18 protein-coding genes are annotated in these 21,580 nt (G+C 71.0%); 8 read left to right on the top strand and 10 right to left on the bottom strand.

Annotated features, from left to right (window positions below; translation table 11 throughout):
- Window positions 1-34 precede the first annotated feature (34 nt).
- The 4 genes from ACV530_RS04160 to ACV530_RS04145 are packed head-to-tail and all read right to left on the bottom strand — an operon-like array spanning window position 35 to window position 3,172.
- Window positions 35-1,003, bottom strand: a complete 969-nt coding sequence (locus ACV530_RS04160) for a complex I subunit 1/NuoH family protein (RefSeq protein WP_494330853.1) — start codon at window positions 1,001-1,003, stop codon at window positions 35-37.
- Entirely contained in the window at window positions 1,000-2,217 is a 1,218-nt protein-coding gene (locus ACV530_RS04155) for an NADH-quinone oxidoreductase subunit C (RefSeq protein WP_494330852.1), read from the bottom strand. Before ACV530_RS04155 ends, ACV530_RS04160 begins: the two co-directional genes overlap by 4 nt.
- A complete protein-coding gene (locus ACV530_RS04150) occupies window positions 2,214-2,789 on the bottom strand; it encodes an NADH-quinone oxidoreductase subunit B (protein WP_494330851.1) in 576 nt (191 codons plus the stop codon). Before ACV530_RS04150 ends, ACV530_RS04155 begins: the two co-directional genes overlap by 4 nt.
- On the bottom strand, window positions 2,759-3,172 hold the full coding sequence (locus ACV530_RS04145; RefSeq protein WP_494331151.1) for an NADH-quinone oxidoreductase subunit A: 414 nt from the start codon (window positions 3,170-3,172) through the stop codon (window positions 2,759-2,761). Before ACV530_RS04145 ends, ACV530_RS04150 begins: the two co-directional genes overlap by 31 nt.
- A gap of 160 nt (window positions 3,173-3,332) precedes the next feature.
- On the opposite strand from ACV530_RS04145, the gene ACV530_RS04140 reads away from it, so the two are divergent.
- The 8 genes from ACV530_RS04140 (at window position 3,333) to ACV530_RS04105 (ending at window position 14,142) form a co-directional block, all read left to right on the top strand.
- Window positions 3,333-4,532 (top strand): sensor histidine kinase, encoded by a 1,200-nt coding sequence (locus ACV530_RS04140; protein WP_494330850.1) that lies wholly within the window; start codon window positions 3,333-3,335, stop codon window positions 4,530-4,532.
- 149 nt (window positions 4,533-4,681) lie between these two features.
- Entirely contained in the window at window positions 4,682-6,016 is a 1,335-nt protein-coding gene (locus tag ACV530_RS04135; RefSeq protein ID WP_494330849.1) for a sensor histidine kinase, read from the top strand.
- 107 nt (window positions 6,017-6,123) lie between these two features.
- On the top strand, window positions 6,124-6,783 hold the full coding sequence (locus ACV530_RS04130) for a LuxR C-terminal-related transcriptional regulator (RefSeq protein ID WP_494331150.1): 660 nt from the start codon (window positions 6,124-6,126) through the stop codon (window positions 6,781-6,783).
- 151 nt (window positions 6,784-6,934) lie between these two features.
- Window positions 6,935-8,923, top strand: a complete 1,989-nt coding sequence (locus ACV530_RS04125) for a 2-oxoacid:acceptor oxidoreductase subunit alpha (protein ID WP_494330848.1) — start codon at window positions 6,935-6,937, stop codon at window positions 8,921-8,923.
- Complete coding sequence (locus ACV530_RS04120) at window positions 8,916-9,965, top strand: 2-oxoacid:ferredoxin oxidoreductase subunit beta (RefSeq protein WP_494330847.1); 1,050 nt, start codon at window positions 8,916-8,918, stop codon at window positions 9,963-9,965. Before ACV530_RS04125 ends, ACV530_RS04120 begins: the two co-directional genes overlap by 8 nt.
- Window positions 9,966-10,061: 96 nt before the next feature.
- On the top strand, window positions 10,062-12,050 hold the full coding sequence (locus ACV530_RS04115) for an APC family permease (RefSeq protein ID WP_494330846.1): 1,989 nt from the start codon (window positions 10,062-10,064) through the stop codon (window positions 12,048-12,050).
- 94 nt (window positions 12,051-12,144) lie between these two features.
- On the top strand, window positions 12,145-13,125 hold the full coding sequence (gene rarD / locus ACV530_RS04110) for an EamA family transporter RarD (protein WP_494330845.1): 981 nt from the start codon (window positions 12,145-12,147) through the stop codon (window positions 13,123-13,125).
- A gap of 60 nt (window positions 13,126-13,185) precedes the next feature.
- Window positions 13,186-14,142 carry a M28 family metallopeptidase gene (locus ACV530_RS04105; RefSeq protein ID WP_494330844.1) on the top strand — a complete coding sequence of 319 codons (957 nt, stop codon included), beginning with the start codon at window positions 13,186-13,188 and terminating at the stop codon, window positions 14,140-14,142.
- A 388-nt stretch (window positions 14,143-14,530) separates the two neighbouring features.
- Here the strand turns inward: ACV530_RS04105 and ACV530_RS04100 are convergent, their stop codons facing one another.
- From ACV530_RS04100 to ACV530_RS04075, 6 genes are all read right to left on the bottom strand, one after another.
- A complete protein-coding gene (locus ACV530_RS04100) occupies window positions 14,531-15,415 on the bottom strand; it encodes an ABC transporter permease (RefSeq protein ID WP_494330843.1) in 885 nt (294 codons plus the stop codon).
- Window positions 15,402-16,364 (bottom strand): ABC transporter ATP-binding protein, encoded by a 963-nt coding sequence (locus ACV530_RS04095; protein WP_494330842.1) that lies wholly within the window; start codon window positions 16,362-16,364, stop codon window positions 15,402-15,404. Before ACV530_RS04095 ends, ACV530_RS04100 begins: the two co-directional genes overlap by 14 nt.
- Before the next feature lie 89 nt (window positions 16,365-16,453).
- On the bottom strand, window positions 16,454-17,593 hold the full coding sequence (locus ACV530_RS04090; protein WP_494330841.1) for a LolA family protein: 1,140 nt from the start codon (window positions 17,591-17,593) through the stop codon (window positions 16,454-16,456).
- Between the two features lie 153 nt (window positions 17,594-17,746).
- Window positions 17,747-18,757, bottom strand: a complete 1,011-nt coding sequence (locus ACV530_RS04085) for a polyprenyl synthetase family protein (RefSeq protein ID WP_494330840.1) — start codon at window positions 18,755-18,757, stop codon at window positions 17,747-17,749.
- Window positions 18,758-18,878: 121 nt separating this feature from the next.
- Entirely contained in the window at window positions 18,879-20,081 is a 1,203-nt protein-coding gene (locus ACV530_RS04080) for an NAD(P)-binding domain-containing protein (protein ID WP_494330839.1), read from the bottom strand.
- A 60-nt stretch (window positions 20,082-20,141) separates the two neighbouring features.
- Window positions 20,142-21,407 carry a carboxylate--amine ligase gene (locus ACV530_RS04075; RefSeq protein ID WP_494330838.1) on the bottom strand — a complete coding sequence of 422 codons (1,266 nt, stop codon included), beginning with the start codon at window positions 21,405-21,407 and terminating at the stop codon, window positions 20,142-20,144.
- Window positions 21,408-21,580 lie beyond the last annotated feature (173 nt).

The raw sequence follows: 21,580 nt of genomic DNA, 5'->3' as shown, positions 1-21,580 counted from the left end.
AGCCCCTTGGCAAGACCGGAACCGGGAAGGCCCACTACTGGATCACCACCTTGACGACACCCGTCAGCGCGATCTGCGCGAGCGCGAGCGGAATGAGCACGGTCCAGGCCAGCTTCTGCAGCTGGTCCTCGCGCAGCCGCGGGTAGCTGACCCGCAGCCAGATGACGACGAACGCCAGCGCCATCGTCTTGAGCAGCGTCCACAGCCAGCCCAGCCCGTCGGCCCCGAAGGGGCCGTGCCAGCCGCCGAGGAAGAGCACGGTGGTCAGGCCGCAGAGCACGACGATGCCCGCGTACTCGGCCAGCAGGAACATCGCGAACCGCAGCCCCGTGTACTCGGTGTACGCGCCGAAGATGATCTCCGAGTCGGCCACCGGCATGTCGAACGGCGGCCGTTGCAGCTCCGCGAGTCCCGCGGTGAAGAACACCAGCCCCCCGACGATCTGCCAGGGCACCCACCACCAGTGGAACGCGTCCACGATCCCCGGCAGCGAGACCGTGCCGGCCGCCATCGCGACGGACGCCGCCGCGAGCAGCATCGGCAGTTCGTACGCCATCAGCTGCGCGGCCGTACGCAGGCCGCCCAGCAGGGAGAACTTGTTCGCCGACGCCCAGCCGGCCATCAGCGAGCCGAGCACGCCCACGCCCATGACGGCGAGCGCGAAGAAGATGCCCGCGTCGATGAACCGGCCGACCGCGTTGCCCGGCCCGACCGGGATCGCGACCAGCACCAGCAGGTACGGGAGCAGTGCGACGGCGGGCGCGAGCTGGAAGATCTTCCGGTCGGCCCCCGTGGGGACGACGTCCTCCTTCTGCGCGAACTTCACACCGTCCGCGACGAGCTGGGCCCAGCCGTGGAACCCGCCGGCGTACATCGGCCCGAGCCGGCCCTGCATATGGGCCATCACCTTGTGCTCGGTCTGCCCGATCACCAGCGGCAGCACCAGGAACACGGCGAACACGGCCACGAGGCGCAGCACCACGTCGAGTGTGTCGCTGCTCATGCGGTGTCGCCTCCGGCGGGGGTGTCGGGGTCTTCGGGTCCCCCCGTGGGGGGTTCGCCTTCGGCGGGCGCACCGGTTGCGCCGGGCCCGCCCGGGGCGGGCTCCTCGCCCGGGGCCTCCCGCTCCGCGGGGGCCGGCTTCGCCGACGCGTCCTCGTCGAACGCGGGGCGCGCGTGGTGCCACGGGGCGTCCGCCGAGCGCGGCGCGGGCCGCGCCCGCTCCGGGTGCTGACTCGCCGAGCCGTCGCTCGCACTGCGCGCACGCCGTGGCGTCGGAGCCGCGCCTTCGGCCTGCTGGCTCGCGGAGCCTTCACCCGCACTCCGCGTACGCCGCGGAGCGGGAGTCGAGCCTTCTACCTGCTGGCTCGCCGACCCGTCGGCCGCGCTACGCGCACGCCGCGGCGGAGCGGCCTGGCCCGCAGGGCCCTCGGCTGCCGGAGCGGTGCCATCCGCCTGCTGACTCGCGGAGCCCTCGCTCGCGCTGCGCGTACGCCGCGGGGCGGGAGCGGAGCCCTCGGCCGCCGGAGCCGCCTGGCTGGCGGAACCCTCGCCCGCACTCCGCGCACGCCGCACCGGCCGTTCGCCGGCACCAGCCGCGCCAGCGGCACCCGCACGCGCACCCCGCGCCGGGCGGGCCGGGGCGGCGGGGAGCTGGCCCTTGAGCGGGCCCCACTCGTTCGGGTCGGGGACGCCCGGCGGCAGCATCTGGCGCCGCTTCGGCCCGCCGTGCTCGGACTCCCCCGGCTCCTTCGCACCCGGCCACGCCTTGGCCACCCGCGCCGCCAGGACGAAGTCCTTCCGCAGCGGGTGGCCCTCGAAGTTCTCCGGCAGGAGCAGCGGCACCAGGTGCGGGTGGCCCGTGAAGTCGATGCCGAACATCTCGTGCGTCTCGCGCTCGTGCCACGCCGCACCGGCGTAGACGCCGATCGCGGTGGGCAGGGCGGGCGCCTCGTGCGGCACGGTGGTCCGTACGAGCAGGCTCCGCACCGCACCCGGTGCGAGCGCGGCGACGTGGGCGCAGACGCGGAAGCCCGTACCGGGCTCGTCGACGGCGCTCAGCCAGTCGAAGAAGGTGCAGCCCAGCCGGTCGCGGGCCGTCCCGAGCGCGTCGAGCCACGTCCCGGCGGGCACGTCGACCGTGAGCAGGCCGTACGCCTCCTCGGCCGTGGCGCCCTCGCCGAACAACTCCTCGACCGGAGCGGGCAGCCAGCTCATCGGGCGCCCTCCGGAGGGTTCACCAGGCCGCTGCGGAGCTCAGGCACTGACGCCCCGGCGGAGCCGTACCGCTCGCCGAGCGACTCCTTCGCGATCTTCTCCTGGAGCTTGAGGATGCCCTGGAGCAGCGCCTCGGGCCGGGGCGGGCAGCCCGGTACGTACACGTCCACCGGAATGATCTGGTCGACGCCCTTGGTCACGGAGTACGAGTCCCAGTACGGGCCACCGCAGTTGGAGCAGGCGCCGAAGGAAATGACGTACTTCGGCTCGGGCATCTGCTCGTACAGCCGCTTGACGGCCGGGGCCATCTTGTCGGTCACCGTGCCCGAGACGATCATGAGGTCCGCCTGCCGGGGGCCGGGGGCGAACGGGATGACGCCGAGGCGGATGAAGTCGTGCCGGGCCATGGAGGCGGCGATGAACTCGATCGCGCAGCAGGCGAGTCCGAAGTTGAAGACCCAGAGGCTGTAGCGGCGGCCCCAGTTGAGGACGACCTTCATCGGCTCGGGGGCGAGCCTCGCCAGCGTGCCGAGGCGGGGTGTCACGTCCACTCCAGGACGCCCTTCTTCCATGCGTACAACAGGCCCACGGCGAGGAAGCCGAGGAAGACGAACATCTCGACGAGCGTGGCACCGCCGAAGCCGGGTGCCGCGAAGACCGTGGCCCACGGGAACAGGAAGATCGAGTCCACCGCGAAGACGACGTAGAGGAAGGCGTAGACGTAGTAGCGCACCTGGGTGTGCGCCCAGCCCTCGCCGACGGGGTCGACGCCGCATTCGTACGTCAGCAGCTTCTCGGGGGTCGGTACCACCGGTCGCAGCAGCCGCCCGGCACCGAAGGCCACGGCGACGAAGAGCACGCCGATGACGGCGAGCAGGCCCACCGTGCCGTAGCCGTCGAAGTAGGCGGAGCTCTCCACGGAGCTCTCCACGGTGCGCGCGGTTGCCTCCGGCAGCACGTCCGGCCCCTCGCTCCCTGTGCGGCTGTTTGTCCGCAATTCGACAATCGACGATATGTACCCCCGGGAGTCTACGGCCGGTGGTGGGGTTATCCCCACCTGCCGCACCCCACGGCCCCCATGGCGGGGCCCGGTATGAGACAGGCAGGCTTGGACCATGACCGCCCGCACCACCCGCATCCAGTCCGGCCGCCGCCCGTTCGGGTCCGATCCGGACGACGACCGGCTGCCGCCGCCCCGTTTCGCGTACGACGCCCGGACCTGGCGGGAGGTCGGCCACCTGCTCCTCAACCTGGTGGAGGGGCTGGCCGGGTTCGTCTTCGTGGTGCTGTGGCTGCTTCCCGGCCTGGCGCTGTCGGTGACCGTGATCGGTCTGCCGCTGCTGGCGGCGGGGCTCACGGGCACCCGGGTACTGGGGCGCCTCGCCCGCTCCCGGGCCCGTTCGCTGCTGGACGTGCGGGTCGAGGAGCCGAGCCCGCTGCCGCAGGGCGTACGACACCGCGGGTTCCTCGCCCGGCTGCGGCTGGTCCTGGGGGACACCGTGGCCTGGCGCACCACGCTCTACGCCTTCATCCGGCTGCCGTGGGGGCTGCTGACGTTCCTCGTCACCGTGGTGTCGCTGATCCTCCTGTGGCCCCTGCTGGGTCATGTGGCGCGCGGGCTGACGCTGGTGGACCGGGCGATGGTGCGGGGGATGCTGGGCCCGTCGAGCGAGCTGGAGCGGCGCGTGGTCGAGCTGGAGCAGGACCGGGGCGTGGTCGTGGACACCGCCGCCGCCGACCTGCGCCGCATCGAACGCGACCTGCACGACGGCGCCCAGGCCCGCCTCGTCGCCCTGGCGATGGGGCTGGGCCTGGCCAAGGAGAAGGTGCTCGAGGATCCGGACGCGGCGGCGAAGATGGTCGACGAGGCCCACGGCGAGGTCAAACTCGCCCTCCAGGAACTGCGCGACCTCGCCCGCGGCATCCACCCCGCCGTCCTCACCGACCGCGGACTCGACGCCGCCCTCTCCTCCGTCGCCGGACGCTGCACCGTCCCTGTCGCCGTCACCGTCGACCTCGGCACCCGCCCCGCACCCGCCATCGAAGGCATCGCCTACTTCACCGTCTCCGAACTCCTCCAGAACATCAGCAAACACAGCCAGGCCCGTACGGCGGAGGTCGAGGTGTGGCGGAGGAAGGACCGGCTGCTGCTCCAGGTGCGCGACGACGGCAAGGGCGGCGCCTCCACGGAGACCGGCAGCGGGCTCGCCGGTCTCGCGGAGCGACTGGGCTCCGTGGACGGCCTGTTGAGCGTGGACTCCCCCGTCGGCGGCCCCACCACGATCACCGCCGAACTGCCCTGGCGGAATCGCTGACTCCGCCGGGGTGGGGAAAACCCCACCCCCAGGACACCCACTCCCCGCATGGCCTCGCCCTCCGCCGCACGGAAGGCTGGAGGCCAGAGGACGCCCCTTGCGCACACCCCTTGCGCAACCCTTGCGAACACGACGTGAAGGACGAGGACATGGCCGTCGGGTACGGACAACACGAGCACCACCAACAGCGTCTCCACCGGCTGCCCCTGCTGCTGCGCGCACCCGTCGCGGGCCGTACCTGGCGCGAGTTCATCCACCTCCAGCTCAACTTCCCGATCGCGCTGGCCGCTTTCCTGTGGACCGTGATCATGGGCTCGGTCGGCCTGGGCCTGCTGATCACCTTCGTCGGCGTGCCGATCCTCGGCGCCGCCCTGTACGGGGCGCGGATGCTGGGGTCGGTCGAGCGCTTCCGGGCCCGGGTGCTGCTGGGCCTGGACGTCGAACCGCCCCACCCGGTGCAGGCGGAGAACCGTAAGGGGGGCCTGGTCGGCTGGGCGTCGGCGCTGTTCAAGAGCGGCGCCTCGTGGCGGCACGTGCTCTACTCGCTGCTGCTCTTCCCGTGGGCGATCTGCACGTTCGTCGGGTCGCTGCTGCTGTGGGTCGTCGGCTGGGCGCTGTTCCTGTACCCGCTGTACCAGTGGACGTATCCGATGTGGGACGGCCGGCCGGGGATGGCCGTCTTCAGCACCCCGGACCACCAGATCTACCTCGACACCCCCCTGGCGATCACCGTCACTTCGGCCGTCGGCCTGGTGATGGTGCTCACCGGCCCGTGGATCATGCACGCCATGGCGACGGTGGACCGGCTGCTGGTGACGTCGCTGCTGGGCCCGTCCCGGCTGGCGGCCCGGGTGGTCGAGCTGGAGCAGGACCGGGGCGTGGTCGTGGACACCGCCGCCGCCGACCTGCGCCGCATCGAACGCGACCTGCACGACGGCGCCCAGGCCCGCCTCGTCGCCCTCGCCATGGGCCTCGGCCTGGCCAAGGAGAAGCTGACGGAGGACCCGGACGCGGCGGCGAAGATGGTCGACGAGGCCCACGGCGAGGTCAAACTCGCCCTCCAGGAACTACGCGACCTCGCCCGCGGCATCCACCCCGCCGTCCTCACCGACCGCGGACTCGACGCCGCCCTCTCCTCCGTCGCCGGACGCTGCACCGTCCCCGTCAACGTCACCGCCGACCTCGACACCCGCCCCGCACCCGCCATCGAAGGCATCGCCTACTTCACCGTCTCCGAACTCCTCCAGAACATCAGCAAACACAGCCAGGCCCGCAACGCACGTGTGGACGTATGGCGCTCGGACGACCGGCTGCTGCTCCAGGTCTGGGACGACGGCAAGGGCGGCGCCTCCACCGAATCCGGCAGCGGGCTCGCCGGACTCGCCGAACGGCTCGGCTCCGTCGACGGCCTGCTGATCGTGGACTCCCCCGTCGGCGGCCCCACCACGATCACCGCCGAACTGCCCTGGCGCGACCGCGGCTGACCCGCGGCCGACCGCGCCGGTTCCGGCCCCCGCGCCGTTTGCTGCGATGCTTGACGCGTAGCCGTCAGCTAGAGCCAGCCAGGGGGCCGGAAGCCGTGGAAGACAGGGTGCGCGTCGTCATCGCCGAGGACTCGGTACTGCTCCGGGAGGGCCTGACCCGGTTGCTGACCGACCGCGGGCACGAGGTCGTGGCCGGCGTCGGCGACGGCGAGGCGCTGGTGAAGGTCGTCGGGGAACTCGCGGACGCGGGCACCCTGCCGGACGTGGTGGTCGCGGACGTCCGGATGCCCCCCACCCACACCGACGAAGGCGTGCGCGCCGCGGTGCAGCTGCGCAAGGACCACCCGGACCTGGGTGTTCTGGTCCTTTCGCAGTACGTGGAGGAGCAGTACGCCACCGAGCTGCTGGCCGGCAGCAGCCGGGGCGTCGGCTATCTGCTCAAGGACCGCGTCGCCGAGGTGCGCGAGTTCGTGGACGCCGTGGTGCGGGTCGCCCGGGGCGGCACCGCGCTCGACCCCGAGGTCGTCGCCCAACTGCTGGGCCGCAGCCGCAAGCAGGACGTCCTCGCCGGACTCACCCCGCGCGAGCGGGAGGTGCTCGGCCTGATGGCCGAAGGACGGACGAACTCCGCCATCGCCCGGCAGCTGGTGGTGAGCGACGGAGCCGTGGAGAAGCACGTCAGCAACATCTTCCTGAAGCTCGGCCTGTCGCCAAGTGACGGGGATCACCGCCGCGTTCTGGCGGTGCTGACCTACCTTCGGTCGTAGGGCCCGGCGGGACCAAGGACCCAGGACCAAAGTCGTAGAGCGGCACCGATCTTCTAGGGGTCCTCGAACCCCTGCCCCGTACGATGGCCCGTGGGAACGCCCGGTCTTCATCACCGGGCGCGCACCGCCGCGATGAGGGAGGTCCGAAGCAGTGACCAGCCAGGTCAGCAGCCCGGCCGAGCAGGCCGATTCCGCACCGCAGCCAGATTCCTCCCCACCGCCGTCCGGGGACGGGACCTCGCTCCTCACCGGACAGCGCGGTCCCGGCTCACAGAGCGGCACCGCCAAGGAGGTGCGCCGACTGGACCGGGTGATCATCCGGTTCGCGGGCGACTCCGGTGACGGCATGCAGCTCACCGGCGACCGCTTCACCTCGGAAACGGCCTCGTTCGGCAACGACCTGTCGACCCTGCCGAACTTCCCGGCCGAGATCCGCGCCCCCGCAGGCACCCTGCCGGGTGTGTCCTCGTTCCAGCTGCACTTCGCCGACCACGACATCCTCACCCCCGGCGACGCGCCCAACGTCCTGGTGGCCATGAACCCGGCGGCGCTGAAGGCGAACCTCGCCGACGTACCGCGCGGCGCGGAGATCATCGTCAACACGGACGAGTTCACCAAGCGCCCGATGGCCAAGGTCGGCTACGCCACCAGCCCGCTCGAGGACGGCTCGCTGGACGCGTACAACGTCCACCCCGTTCCCCTGACGACGCTCACGATCGAGGCGCTCAAGGAGTTCGGGCTCTCCCGCAAGGAGGCGGAGCGCAGCAAGAACATGTTCGCCCTCGGCCTGCTGTCGTGGATGTACCACCGGCCGACGGAGAACACCGAGAAGTTCCTGCGCAGGAAGTTCGCGAAGAAGCCCCAGATCGCCGAGGCCAACGTCGCGGCCTTCCGCGCGGGCTGGAACTTCGGCGAGACGACCGAGGACTTCGCGGTCTCCTACGAGGTGGCCCCGGCCACCACCGCCTTCCCGGCGGGCACCTACCGCAACATCTCCGGCAACCTCGCGCTGTCCTACGGCCTGATCGCCGCCTCCCGCCAGGCGGACCTGCCGCTCTACCTCGGCTCGTACCCGATCACCCCGGCCTCCGACATCCTCCACGAGCTGTCGAAGCACAAGAACTTCGGCGTGCGCACCTTCCAGGCCGAGGACGAGATCGCCGGCATCGGCGCGGCGCTGGGCGCGGCGTTCGGCGGCTCGCTCGCCGTGACCACCACCTCCGGGCCCGGTGTGGCGCTGAAGTCCGAGACCATCGGGCTCGCGGTCTCGCTCGAACTGCCGCTGCTCATCGTCGACATCCAGCGCGGCGGCCCCTCCACCGGGCTGCCGACCAAGACCGAACAGGCCGATCTGCTCCAGGCCATGTACGGGCGCAACGGCGAGGCCCCGGTGCCGATCGTGGCCCCGAGCACCCCCGCCGACTGCTTCGACGCCGCGCTCGAGGCCGCCCGGATCGCGGTGACCTACCGCACCCCGGTCTTCCTGCTGTCCGACGGCTACCTCGCCAACGGCTCCGAGCCCTGGCGCATCCCCGAGACCGGTGAACTCCCCGACCTGCGAGTGCAGTTCGCCACCTCGCCCAACCATGAACTCGCCGACGGCACCGAGGTGTTCTGGCCGTACAAGCGCGACCCCGAGACCCTCGCCCGCCCGTGGGCCGTGCCCGGCACGCCCGGTCTCGAGCACCGCATCGGCGGCATCGAGAAGCAGGACGGCACGGGCAACATCTCCTACGACCCGGCCAACCACGACTTCATGGTCCGCACCCGCCAGGCCAAGGTCGACGGCGTCGACGTCCCCGCCCTCGAGGTGGACGACCCCACCGGACAGGCCGACACGCTGGTGCTCGGCTGGGGTTCGACGTACGGCCCGATCACCGCCGCGGTGCGCCGCGTGCGCGGTACGGGCCGGCAGATCGCCCAGGCGCACCTGCGCCATCTCAACCCGTTCCCGGCCAACCTGGGCGAGGTCCTCGCGCGGTACCGCAAGGTCGTCGTACCCGAGATGAACCTCGGCCAGCTCGCCACCCTGCTGCGCGCACGCCATCTCGTCGACATCCGCTCCTACACCCAGGTCAGCGGCATGCCGTTCAAGGCCGAGCAGCTCGCCACCGTGCTCAAGGAGGCCATCGATGACTGAGGCGCTCAAGCTGGTGCCCAAGGCCGAAGCCAAGCAGACGATGAAGGACTTCAAGTCCGACCAGGAAGTGCGCTGGTGCCCCGGCTGCGGCGACTACGCGATCCTCGCCGCCGTCCAGGGCTTCATGCCCGAACTCGGCCTGGCCAAGGAGAACATCGTCTTCGTCTCCGGCATCGGCTGCTCCTCCCGTTTCCCGTACTACATGAACACCTACGGGATGCACTCCATCCACGGCCGCGCCCCGGCCATCGCCACCGGCCTCGCCACCTCGCGCCGCGACCTGTCCGTCTGGGTGGTCACCGGTGACGGCGACGCGCTCTCCATCGGCGGCAACCACCTCATCCACGCGCTGCGCCGCAATGTGAACCTGAAGATCCTGCTGTTCAACAACCGGATCTACGGCCTCACCAAGGGCCAGTACAGCCCGACTTCGGAACTCGGCAAGGTCACCAAGTCGACGCCGATGGGCTCCCTCGACGCCCCGTTCAACCCGGTGTCGCTGGCGCTCGGCGCGGAGGCGTCCTTCGTGGCCCGTACGGTCGACTCCGACCGCAAGCACCTCACCGAGGTACTGCGCCAGGCGGCCGAGCACCCGGGCACGGCGCTGGTGGAGATCTACCAGAACTGCAACATCTTCAACGACGGCGCCTTCGAGGTGCTGAAGGACAAGACGCAGGCCGAGGAGGCGGTCATCCGCCTCGAGCACGGGCAGCCGATCCGCTTCGGCGCGGAGCTCTCGAAGGGTGTCGTACGCGACCTCGCCACGGGCGACTTGAAGGTCGTCGAGGTGACCCCGGAGAACGAGGCGCACATCCTCGTCCACGACGCGCACTCCGCCTCCCCCACCACCGCCTTCGCTCTCTCGCGCCTCGCCGACCCCGACACGCTGCACCAGACGCCCATCGGCGTCCTCCGCAGCGTCGACCGGCCCGTCTACGACACGCTCATGGCCGACCAGCTCGACGCCGCCGTCGAGCAGCACGGCAAGGGCGACCTCGGTGCCCTCCTCGCGGGCAACGACACCTGGACGGTCGTGGGCTGAGTCCACTGAGTCCACGACGAACGGCCGGGCACCGATCGGGTGTCCGGCCGGTGCGTCTATGCCCGGGGCCGGATGGGTAACCGGTCAGATATGGCCATGGCCGCCACCGAAGCCGAACCCCCCGTCCGCGACCGGCTCCGCTACCGACTCAAGTGCCGTCTGCTGGGCCCGCCGCTCGTCACCGAGCAGCTCGCCCAGGAGAAGCTGTCCAACCCGATGGCTCTCGGCGTGCTCGCCTCCGACTGCATCTCCTCGACCGCGTACGGCAGCGAGGAGATGCTGCGCATCCTGGTGCCCGTCGTCGGCACCGCCGCGTTCACCCTGCTGATGCCCGTCACCGGCGCGATCCTGCTGGTGCTGCTGCTCCTCACGCTCTCCTACCGCGACGTCGTCTCCGTCTACACCCGCGCGGGCGGGTCGTACGTCGTCGCCCGCGAGAACTTCGGGCCGCGTGTCGCCCAGATCGCCGCCGTGGCACTGCTCGTCGACTACATCGTCACGGTCGCCGTGCAGGCCGCCGCCGGCACCGACGCCCTGATCTCGCTGGCCCACCTGCTCGGCCATGGCTACACCGGCATCGACCACCTGAGCCTGCCCATCACCGTGGGCGTGGTGGTGCTGCTGATGTACGGCAATCTGCGCGGCATCCGCGAGGCGGGCCGGGCCTTCGCCGCACCGGCCTACCTGTTCATCGTCGCCGTCGCCCTGATGCTGGGCATCGGCCTCGTCCGCGCCCTGACCACCGGGCTCCCGCACGCCGACGTCCACGCGCACGGCGCGATCCCGCTCGGCACCCCGGGCAACGGCTGGCTGTACGGCACCTCGCTGTTCATGGTGCTGCGCTCCTTCGCCAACGGCGGCTCCTCGCTCACCGGCCTGGAGGCGATCTCCAACGGCGTCTCGGCCTTCCGCCACCCGCAGGGGGACAACGCCCGCCGCACCCTCACCACGATGAGCATCATCCTCGGCGTCATGGTGCTCGGCGTCTCCACCCTGGCCCACTTCACCCACGCGATCCCCTACACCGCCGGCAACCCGACGGTCATCGCGCAGGAGGCCCACCTCATCTTCGGCGACAGCTGGCTGGGCACGGCGGGCCTCGTCTACGTCCAGCTCGCCACCGCGCTCATCCTCTACACGGGCGCCAACACCCCGTTCACCGGCTTCCCGTTCCTCGCCAGCTTCGTCGCCGAGGACCGCTTCCTGCCCCGCCAGCTCACCCGGCGCGGCCACCGCCTCGCCTTCTCCAACGGCATCATCTGCCTCACCGTCGTCTCGCTCGCGCTGCTCTTCGTGACCGGCAGCAGCGTGGACAAGCTCGTCGCGCTCTACGCGATCGGCGTCTTCACCGGCTTCACCATGGCGGCGGCCGGGATGACCGCCCACCACTGGCGCCGCGACGAACCCCACCGCCGGCTGAAGATCGGGGTGAACCTCGCCGCCGCCGTGACCTCCGCCCTGGTCGTGATCATCTTCGCGATCACCAAGTTCACCGAAGGCGCCTGGCTGGTCGTGGTGGTCTTCCCGCTCGGCGTCTGGGCCCTGATCGGCATCAACCGCCGCTACCGCGAGGAGGCCGAGGCGCTCGAGAACGTCCCGGCGTTCACCACCGAACGGCCGCACTGGCGGCGGCACTTGGTGTACATCCTCGTCGACAACCTCGACCTGACCGCGGTCAAGGCACTGCGCTACGCCCACGAGCTGCGGCCGGACGAGGTGCGGGCCCTGCACTTCGTCATCGACGAGACCCGCGCCCGGCGGCTGCGCGACCGCTGGGAACGGACGCCCGGCACCGACGTCCCGCTGGAGCTGATCGACTGCCCGGACCGCCGGCTGCGGCACGCCGTCGCCCAGCTCGCGGGCCGCAAGACCGCCGACGGCACCACCGCGCTGACCCTGCTGATCCCCCGCCGCACCTACTCGACACCCTTCGGCCGGCTGCTGCACCGCGACACCGGCGAGCAGATGGCGAAGACGCTCGAGCACCTGCCCAACGTCGTCGTGACGGTCCTCCCCTTCGACGTCACCAAGGCGATCGCCCTCCTGCGGGCAGCGAACTCCTCCGCCTCCTCCGCATCGACATGACCGTCATGCGGTACACGCATGACACATCCCCCCGGGTGGCGCTACCGTCGCCAGGTCGCCACACCGCACCACCGCACCACTTCCGGGAGGAACAGTGAAACCCGACGCACCGCAGAGCGAGATACGCAGCGGGTTCCTCTACGGAGTGGCCGCCTACGGCATCTGGGGCCTCTTCCCGCTGTACTGGCCGCTCCTGAAACCCACCGGCGCCTTCGAGATCCTCGCCCACCGCATGGTCTGGTCGCTCGTCACCGTCGTGGCCGTCCTCGCCGTCACCCGGCGCTGGGCCTGGATCCGGCCGCTGCTGCGCCAGCCGAAGCGGCTCGCCATGATCGCCCTCGGCGCCACCATGATCTCCGTGAACTGGGCCATCTACATCTGGGCCGTCAACTCCGGCCATGTCGTCGAGACTTCGCTGGGCTACTTCATCAACCCCCTCGTCGTGATCGCCCTCGGCGTCATCGTCATGCGCGAGCGGCTGCGCCCCATGCAGTGGACGGCGGTCGGGGTCGGCGCGGCGGCCGTGGCCGTCCTGGCCGTCGGCTACGGCAAGCTCCCGTGGATCGCGCTGGGACTCGCCGCCACGTTCGGCACGTACAGCCTGGTGAAGAAGAAGGTCGGGCTGGGCGGCCTGGAGTCGATGGCCGCCGAGACCGCCGTGCAGTTCCTGCCCGCGCTCGGCTTCCTGATCTTCCTCGGCGCGCGGGGCGAGAGCACCTTCGCGAGCGCGGGAACCGGGCACGCCCTGCTGCTGGCGGCCTCCGGCCTGATCACCGCGCTGCCGCTCGTCTCCTTCGGCGCGGCCGCGGTGCGGCTGCCGCTGTCGGTGCTCGGGATGCTCCAGTACCTCGCCCCGGTCTTCCAGTTCGCACTGGGGCTGTTCGTCTTCCACGAGGCCATGCCGCCGGAGCGGTGGGCCGGGTTCGCGCTCGTCTGGCTGGCGCTGGTGCTGCTCACCTGGGACGCGCTGCGTACGGCCCGCCTCGCGAGGGCCGAGCTGAACGCGGCGCAGGAGCGCACCGCCTCGCGCCCGGTGTCCGATGACCGGAACTCCGTGTCCGAATCGCGCTCTTGACGTGACTCCGAGGGGCCCCCAACATCATGCCCACGTCAAATGGAGTTGGGAGCCCCCCACATGTCCGTTCTCACCCAGAGGCGTCGAGTCACCGTTGTCGCAGCCCTTGCCGCTGCCGCCCTGCTCGGCGTCCCCACCCTTCCCGCCGTCGCCGCGACCCCCACCACCACCGTCCGGGACGCCGCACCCGAGATACCTGCCGCGAGCGTCAGAGCCGACCTCGACCAGTTGCAGGCGATAGCCGACGCCAACAACGGCAACCGCGCGCACGGCAGCAGCGGTTACCAGGCGTCCCTCGACTTCATGAAGAGCAAGCTGGACGCCGCCGGATTCACCACGACCGTCCAGCAGTTCAGCACCAACGGCGCGACCGGCTACAACCTGATCGCCGACTGGCCGGGCGGCGACACCGACCATGTGGTCTTCGCCGGTTCGCACCTCGACTCGGTCGACGCCGGCCCCGGCATCAACGACAACGGCTCCGGCTCGGCGGGCATCCTCGAGGTCGCCCTCGCCGTCTCCCACCAGGGCTACAAGCCCACGAAGCACCTGCGGTTCGCCTGGTGGGGCGCGGAGGAGCTCGGCATGCGCGGCTCGAGCCACTATGTGAACAGCCTGTCCTCCGGCGACCGTTCGAAGATCGACGCGTATCTGAACTTCGACATGATCGGCTCGCCGAACCCGGGCTACTTCGTGTACGGCTACGACCAGAAGCTGAAGAGCCTCTTCGAGAACTGGTTCACCGCGAAGAACATCGCCACGGAGGTGGACACGGAGGGCGACGGCCGCTCCGACCACGCCCCCTTCCAGCGGGCCGGCATACCGGTGGGCGGGCTGTTCAGCGGTGCGGATTACATCAAGACCGATGACCAGGCCCAGAAGTGGGGCGGCACGGCAGGCCAGGCCTTCGACGCCTGCTACCACCAGTCGTGCGACACGAACGGCAACCTCGACAACACGGCCCTGGGGACGAACAGCTCCGCCATCGCCAGTGCGGTGTGGAGCCTGAGCGCCTGACCTCGGGTGGGGGTGGGGGTGGGTGGGAGTTGCGCCCCGGTCCCGCCCTCTCCCCGTCTCCTGGGGCTGCGCCCCAGACCCCGCTATCGCGGCTCCGCCGCTCGTCCTCAATCGCCGGACGGGCTTAATTTTCGTGCCCGCGCCGGATTTCGCGCTTGCGCTGAAAACCAGCGCGGGCACGAAAAACCAGCGCGGCCCGGTACCTTCCAGCGCGGCCCGGCACAATCCAGCCCGTCCGGCGTTTGAGGACCAACGCGGCGGAGCCGCGTTGCGGGGGACCAGGGGGCGCAGCCCCCGGAGCGGGGGCCAGGGGCGGAGCCCCTGAACGGGGTCCGGGGGCGGAGCCCCGGGAAACGGTGAAAGGGCGGGACCGGGGCACAAACACCCCCTACGCCGTCACGTCCTTCGACGTGAACCTCGCCCACGCCGCCGACCCGAACACCGCCGCGTACAACACCTGCAACCCCACATTCCGCCAGATCTGATCCCAGTACACCGGATCCCGGAGCAAATCCGAGAAGCTCAGCCAGTAATGCGGAAACAGATACGGCTGAATCGCATGCAACTGCGGAAACTGATCAAGAATCTGCACCGTGATCAGCAACCCCACCGTCGTGGCCATCGCCGCGATCCCACTCCCGGTGAGCGTGGAGATGAACAACCCCAACGCCGCGATACCGAGCAGCGACACCGCCACAATGCCCGCGATCGCGAGCCCCCGCAGCAGCCCTTCCCCGAAGGACACGCTCGTCCCGCTGATCAGCGTGACGTCACCGACCGGAAAGAGCAACGCTCCCACCGTGAGCGCCGATACGGCCACGACCAACGTGGCGGCAACGCAAAACACCATCGTGGCAGCGAACTTGGCCAGCAGCAGCCGGGTCCGCCCGGCAGGGGCGACCAGCAGATAACGCAGCGTCCCACTCGCCGACTCACCCGCGACCGCGTCACCGGCCACCACACCGATCGCCATCGGCAGGAAGAACGGCAGGGTCGCGGCGAGAGCCGCGAAGACCAGGAACAGGCCGTTGTTGGTGATCTGGCTGATGAACGCCGGACCGGCGCCCCCACCACCCGGGCCGCCCCCACTCCCGCTCCCACCCGTCTCGATCTTCACGGCGATCCCGATCACGATCGGCACCGCGGCAAGCACCCCGAGCAGCACCAGCGTCCGCCAACGCCGGAACAGGGTCACCACCTCGCTGCGGAACAGGGACAGCGTCCACAACGGGCTCACCGGACGAGCCAGCACAGCCACCTCAGCCTGCGACATCGAAACCCTCCCCCGTGAGTGCCACGAACGCGTCCTCCAGCGAGGCCCGTTCCGTACCGAAGGCGCGGACCCGTATGTCTGCCCGGACGAGCGCGGCGTTCAGGTCCGCGAGGTCGGCGACCGGGCCGTCGACGGGAAGTTCGCCCGTGACGCGGTCGTCCACGGCCACGAGATCGTTCACACCGTGCTCCTTGAGGACGCGGATCGCGTCCGCCGTGTCGGGGGTGGTGACCGCCAGCCGGCCACGCGTGGAGGACGCCAGCTCGGCCACGGTCCCCTGGGTCAGCAGCCGCCCCTGCGCCATGACGGCCGCATGCGTACAGACCTGCTCGATCTCGTCGAGCAGATGGGAGGAGAGGAAGACGGTCGTACCCTCGGCCGTCAACCCCCGCACCAGGGACCGGATCTCGCGCATGCCCTGCGGGTCCAGCCCGTTCGTCGGCTCGTCCAGGACGAGCAACTCGCGCGGCTGGAGCAACGCAGCGGCAAGCCCGAGACGCTGCTTCATGCCCAGCGAGTACGCACGGGCCTTCTTGCCCGCGGCACTGGTGAGCCCGACACGCTCCAGCGCCGCGTCGACCCGGGCCGCGCGGGTGCGCGGATCGGCGGTGGGGTCGGCGGAGTCGTACCGCACGAGGTTCTCGCGGCCGGAGAGGAAGCCGTAGAGCGCGGGCCCCTCGATGAGCGCCCCCACCCGGGGCAGCACGCGCCGGGAAGCCTTCGGCATGGGCTCACCGAGCACCCGGGCCAGCCCCGAGGTGGGCTCGATCAGCCCCATCAGCATGCGAATGGTCGTGGTCTTGCCGGAACCGTTCGGACCGAGGAAGCCGAACACGCTGCCGCGCGGCACCACGAGATCCAGTCCCGCCACGGCGAGTTGACCGCCGCGGTAGCGCTTGGTGAGCCCGCGCGTCTCGATCACCGCGGGCGATGCGGAGGTGTCCTCCACGGCCTTCCCCTTCGTCGTCCCTCCCGCACCGCGTATGGCCCCGGGCCGGTGGCCGGGGCCATACGCACGGAAACGGGCAGCCGGATCGGCTACTTGCCCTCGGCGGCCTTCAGCAGCGCGTCCTTGGTGACCGCACCGGCGTAGACCTTGCCGGAATCCGTGATCAGCACGTTGACGAGCCGTGTGCTCACCAGACGGCCGGAGCCGAACGAACCGGACACCTTGGAGCCGAAGTTGTCCAGCGGGCTCGCCTTGCCCGCCTTCGTCTTGGGCATCTCGCCCTTGCCGCCGCCCGAGAGCTCGACGACCGAGGTCCAGCCCTTGCCGATGACGTTCGGCTTGGCCGCGCCCTGGTGCTGCTCCTTCCCGCGGTTCTCATGACCGGGCTTGCCCTCCGTGACCTTCGCGCCCTTCGGCGGGGTGAAGGTGAAGGAGGACGCGCTCGGCTTGTCGAAGGAGACCTTGGTGAAGGCGGCGTCGACGGCCGCCTTGCCCCCGCCCTTCGGCGTGAGCGTGAACTTCAGCGGCACGCCGTTCTTCGCGTCGACGGCGATCCGCACGGAGCCGACCGTCGTCCCGTCCTGCTTCGGCTTGATCGTCAGCTGGTAGGCGTCCCGGCCGGCGACCTTGGCCGTGCCGTCCACCGCCACCGACGTGGTGTCGTCCACCGCGGCGAGCGCCTTCTTGGCGAACTCCTGCGGCGTGGCGTTCTTCAGATCCTCGGGCGCCTCGTGCTTCTGCCCGGCCGCTTCCCGGCCCTTGGGGGCCGTCGAGTGATAGGCGGAGTTGCTGCTGCTGTCGTACGCCCACACCTGGTCGCCGTTGTGGATGAGGCTGTACTCGGCGGAGGGCTCCATGATCGACACCCGCTGCTTGTCCGGCCCGTCCGCGGCCACCCGCAGCGTGTGCTCGCCGGAGGCGAGCTGGAGAAGCTTGCCGTCCGGCGCGGCGGCGCTGCCGTCCTTGCCGCCGTGCGCCCCGCCCGGGGCGAGCGACATGCCGGACGGCAGGGAGGGCAGGCCCAGGTCCGCATTGATGCGCACCGTGCCGGACATCTGCTGCACGTCCGACTTCGCCATCTTGGCTATGAGGTCCTGCGCGCTGATCTTCGGAAGGTCCGGGTCGCCCGAACTCGCCAGGGCCGAGCCGATCCCGATCGTCGCCGCGGCGACACCGGCCACCGCGACCGGCACCGCGTACCGGACGGCCTTGCGCTGGATCCGTGCCATGTGCTTTACCTCCGCGTCGGAGTCCGGAGGCTCTCCCCCCGGGAAGTCACCACCTATTGCACCAACAACGCCAGGCGCCGTCATCAGCCGACGGAATCAACTCCGCGTACCTCTCGGGTATGACACACCCTTACGTACGGCTGAGAGCCGCCCTCAGCCGGCGCGGTGGACGACCGCGTCGCAGAGCTCCTCCAGCGCGGTCTTCGCGGAGCATTCCGGCAGCGGCGCCAGCGTGGCCCGCGCCTCCTGGGCGTAGCGGATCGTGTCGCGCCGCGCCTGCTCGAGCGCCGGGTGGGCACGCAGACGGCGCAGCACCTCGGCGTGGCGGGCGTCGTCCGTGAGGTCGCCGTCGAGCAGTTCGCACAGCTCCAGGTCCGCCGGGTCGCCCCCGGCGGCGGCCCGGGCGCGCAGGTGCAGAACGGGCAGCGTGGGGATGCCCTCGCGCAGGTCGGTGCCGGGGGTCTTGCCGGACTCGTGGGAGTCGCTGGCGATGTCGAGCACGTCGTCCGCGAGCTGGAAGGCGGTGCCCAGCCGCTCCCCGTAGTGGGTGAGGATGTCGACGACGCGCTCGTCCGCGCCGGACATCAGCGCCCCGTACCGCCCCGAGACGGCGATCAGCGAGCCGGTCTTGCCCGCGATGACGTCGAGGTAGTGCTCGATGGGGTCGCGCCCGTCGCGCGGGCCCGCCGTCTCCAGGATCTGCCCGGTGACGAGGCGTTCGAACGCCTCGGCCTGGATGCGGACGGCCTCCGGGCCGAGGTCCGCGAGGATCCGCGAGGCGCGGGAGAAGAGGAAGTCGCCGGTGAGGACGGCCACGGAGTTGTCCCAGCGGGCGTTGGCGCTGGGCACGCCGCGGCGCACGTCGGCCTCGTCCATGACGTCGTCGTGGTAGAGCGTCGCCAGGTGGGTGAGCTCCACGACGACCGCGGAGGGCACCACGCCCGGGGCGTACCGGTCGCCGAACTGCGCGGCGAGCATCACCAGCAGCGGGCGGAATCTTTTGCCGCCCGCGCGCACGAGGTGCTGTGCGGCCTCGGTGATGAAGGGCACATCGCTCTTGCAGGCCTCCAGGAGGCCCTCCTCGACAGCGGCCAACCCGGCCTGGACATCGGCTTCAAGAGCCTGGTCCCGCACGCTCAGCCCGAAGGGCCCGACGACGGTCACGAGGGGTACTCCTGTCTGCCTGCGAACACGGGGATTGTCGATGTGTCGCTGTCTCTACCGAAAGTCAGCGTATCCGGTCGACTGTCGATCACCGTGGCCGCCTACCGCCTTCCTTCACCCGCTACATCCCTGCCACCCCCCGTGCCACCCGTGGTGACGCGTATTCCGTCCCGCACACGAACCGCATCACCGGTCCGTAGCTCGCCGCGGCCGGGAGCCCGGTGAAGAAAAGGCCGGGAACCGACGAGCGGTAACCGGCCCCGAGCCGCGGGCCGCCCGCCCCGACGGCGACCCGGGTGCGCACTCCCGCGCCGAGGAAGTCCAGCGCGGCGATGTCGACCCGGTAGCCGGTCGCGGCGATCACATGGTCCGCGCCGAGTTCGCTCTCGGCCCCCGAGGCGTCCGCGAGCGTCAGCACGGGCCGGCCCTCCACGATCCGCGCCCGCGCGATCCGCTTGCCCTCGGTGACCTGGATCCGCCCCACGAACCGGTCCCGCAGCCACCACGCCCCGAGCGGCCCCAGCACCCGCTTCACCAAGTACTCCCGGGTGCGCGGGGGCAGCCGCCGGAACTGGTCGGCGTGGTACGAGAAGGCGTACAGCGACCAGGCGCGCCCGAAGGGCGTGTCCGGCTTGAGCGCCGACTGCCCGTCCGGGGCCGCGCCGAAGCGCACCGCGCCCCGCCGCCGGGCGACGACCCGCACCGACGCCGCCCCGGCGTCGGCCAGCAGCACCGCGGTCTCCAGCGCCGACTGCCCGGCGCCCACCACGACCACGTCCTTGCCGGCGAAGCCCGACAGGTCGCGGTGGTGCGAGCTGTGCGAGACCGGCCCGGTCGCCGACGGTCCGTCCGGTACGGCCGAGGCCAGCTCGGCGGGCACCCGGGCGAATCCGCTCAGCCCGGTGGCGACGACCACGGCGCGGGCGGCGAACTGCTCGCCGGAGTCGAGTTTCAGCTCGAAGCCCCCGCCGGCGTCGCGGCGCTCCACGGACACCACCCGCACCTCCTCGAGGTCCGGGACCAGGCGCCGCTGGAACCACTGGCCGTAACTGGCGAACGTCTCCACCGGGATGGTGTCCCAGTCCGACTCGAACCGCCGCTCCCCCACGTCCAGGCAGAAGTCGAACAGCGTGTGCCCCGGCTGCGGGGCGTCGATGCTCGAGGCCATCGGGGTGGACTTCAGCAGCATTCCGGCGGGCATCTGCTCGCGCCAGCTCACCATCGGCGAGCCGAAGACCCGGGTCGGGATGGAGCGTGCCCGCAGATGCGCTGCGGTCGACAGGCCGTACGGACCGGCCCCGATGACTGCTACCGGAAGTGTCACGTGTCCCCTCCCAGGGCGTTGCTCGGCCCGTCGGCCGACTCGACTGGGTGTACCGGATCGTCAGCGCCGTGCGGCGGCAGCCGCCGCGGCACGCCGCCGCGAGCGCCACATCTGCCACAGGTGTCGCGCGCCCGGTCGCACGAACCGGGCGAGCATGGTGAAGAACGGCTTCATGTCGTCACGGGCGGCCCAGGCCAGCTCCGTGCCGCTCGCCCGCGCCGGCGCGTGCGGAGTGGTGTAGCCGCTGCGCCGGTAGGCGGCGAGCGCGGGCAGGTCGATGTTCTCCACGATGAAGCGCCGGCCCGCGAGCTGCTCCCCCTCGGGCACCTTGCGCCCGGTGAGGTCGAGGTGCTGGGCGCGTACGACGTCGATGCCCGCCTCGTTCTCGAAGAGGCGGAACTGTGCGCCCATCCGGGGGTTGAAGTCCAGCAGCTTGTACTGGCCGTCCCGCCGGTCGAAGCGCCAGTCCAGGTCGATGATGCCGCTGAACCCGATCTGTTTGATGAACTGGGCGGCCATGGCGGCCAGTTCGGGGTTGTCGACGATGTACGCGTTGGCCGTCATGCCCGCGTGCGGCGGCCACGAGCGCACCTTGACCCCGGTGAACAGGGCCAGGGGGGAGCTGTCCTTGTCGAAGTAGGCGTGGACGATCCAGTCCTCGGCCTCCTCGCGGGGCAGGTACTCCTGGAGGATCACTCCGGGCGGCGAGCCCCAGTCGCGCGCCATGTCCAGCAGTTCACGGGGGCCGGCGATCCGCGTCGTGCCCGGCACGGCCGGGCGGAGGCGCCGCTCGAACGCCTCGCGGTTCTTGGCCACCAGCGGGAAGGCCGCGGTCGCCGCGAACTTCTCGATCTCCTCGTACGACTGCGGGGCCAGCGCGGACGGCGAAGGCACCCCGTGTTCGACGCACAGCTCGTGCAGGCCCTGCTTGCTCGCGAGTCTGCGCGGCAGCTCCGGCTCGACGGGCGGGAAGAGAAAGGGGCCCGCCAGCTCCGCCGAGTGCTCCGCGATCAGGACCGCGGCCTCCTCGTCGGTGGGCAGCAGCACGGCCGGGCGCCCGATCCGCTCCCCGACCCTCAGCAGGCCGGCGACCAGCTCCTCGGCAGGCTCCGTGCCGGTCGTCGGCCAGACGAAGCCGGCCGTCAGATAGCGCGACAGGGCGGCGGGAGTCCAACGGTCCTCGGTGACGGCGTACATGGGAACGCCGAGTCTGCCGAGGCTGCGGATGGCTCCGACGCCGCCGTGGTGGAGTGGATAGTCGCCGAATTTGACAATCAGCCCTGGGACGGATCGGTCCGCCGCGGGCGTGTTCCTGCTGTTCGCCACCAGCAACCCCCATGGCCACCCAGCCTCAGCGGCCCCCCACTGTGTGTGACCCGACAAAGGACGCTACTTCGGAACCGACGCTTCCAGCAAGGAGTTACCGGACATTGGCCACCCTTTTCCGCCCTGAGGGGCAGCAGCCGAACATCTCTTGCCCGGCGGCCGTGGACACGTAG

This window comes from Streptomyces sp. SX-6 (assembly GCF_059089585.1).
Note: the sequence above shows the minus strand (reverse complement) of the source record. Positions and strands in the feature narration are given on the sequence as shown.

Coding starts and splice junctions, on each gene's coding strand:
- ACV530_RS04160 (WP_494330853.1), bottom strand. CDS start 1,003: ATGAGCAGCGACACACTCGACGTGGTGCTGCGCCTCGTGGCCGTGTTC.
- ACV530_RS04155 (WP_494330852.1), bottom strand. CDS start 2,217: ATGAGCTGGCTGCCCGCTCCGGTCGAGGAGTTGTTCGGCGAGGGCGCC.
- ACV530_RS04150 (WP_494330851.1), bottom strand. CDS start 2,789: ATGGAAGAAGGGCGTCCTGGAGTGGACGTGACACCCCGCCTCGGCACG.
- ACV530_RS04140 (WP_494330850.1), top strand. CDS start 3,333: ATGACCGCCCGCACCACCCGCATCCAGTCCGGCCGCCGCCCGTTCGGG.
- ACV530_RS04135 (WP_494330849.1), top strand. CDS start 4,682: ATGGCCGTCGGGTACGGACAACACGAGCACCACCAACAGCGTCTCCAC.
- ACV530_RS04120 (WP_494330847.1), top strand. CDS start 8,916: ATGACTGAGGCGCTCAAGCTGGTGCCCAAGGCCGAAGCCAAGCAGACG.
- ACV530_RS04115 (WP_494330846.1), top strand. CDS start 10,062: ATGGCCGCCACCGAAGCCGAACCCCCCGTCCGCGACCGGCTCCGCTAC.
- ACV530_RS04105 (WP_494330844.1), top strand. CDS start 13,186: ATGTCCGTTCTCACCCAGAGGCGTCGAGTCACCGTTGTCGCAGCCCTT.
- ACV530_RS04100 (WP_494330843.1), bottom strand. CDS start 15,415: ATGTCGCAGGCTGAGGTGGCTGTGCTGGCTCGTCCGGTGAGCCCGTTG.
- ACV530_RS04090 (WP_494330841.1), bottom strand. CDS start 17,593: ATGGCACGGATCCAGCGCAAGGCCGTCCGGTACGCGGTGCCGGTCGCG.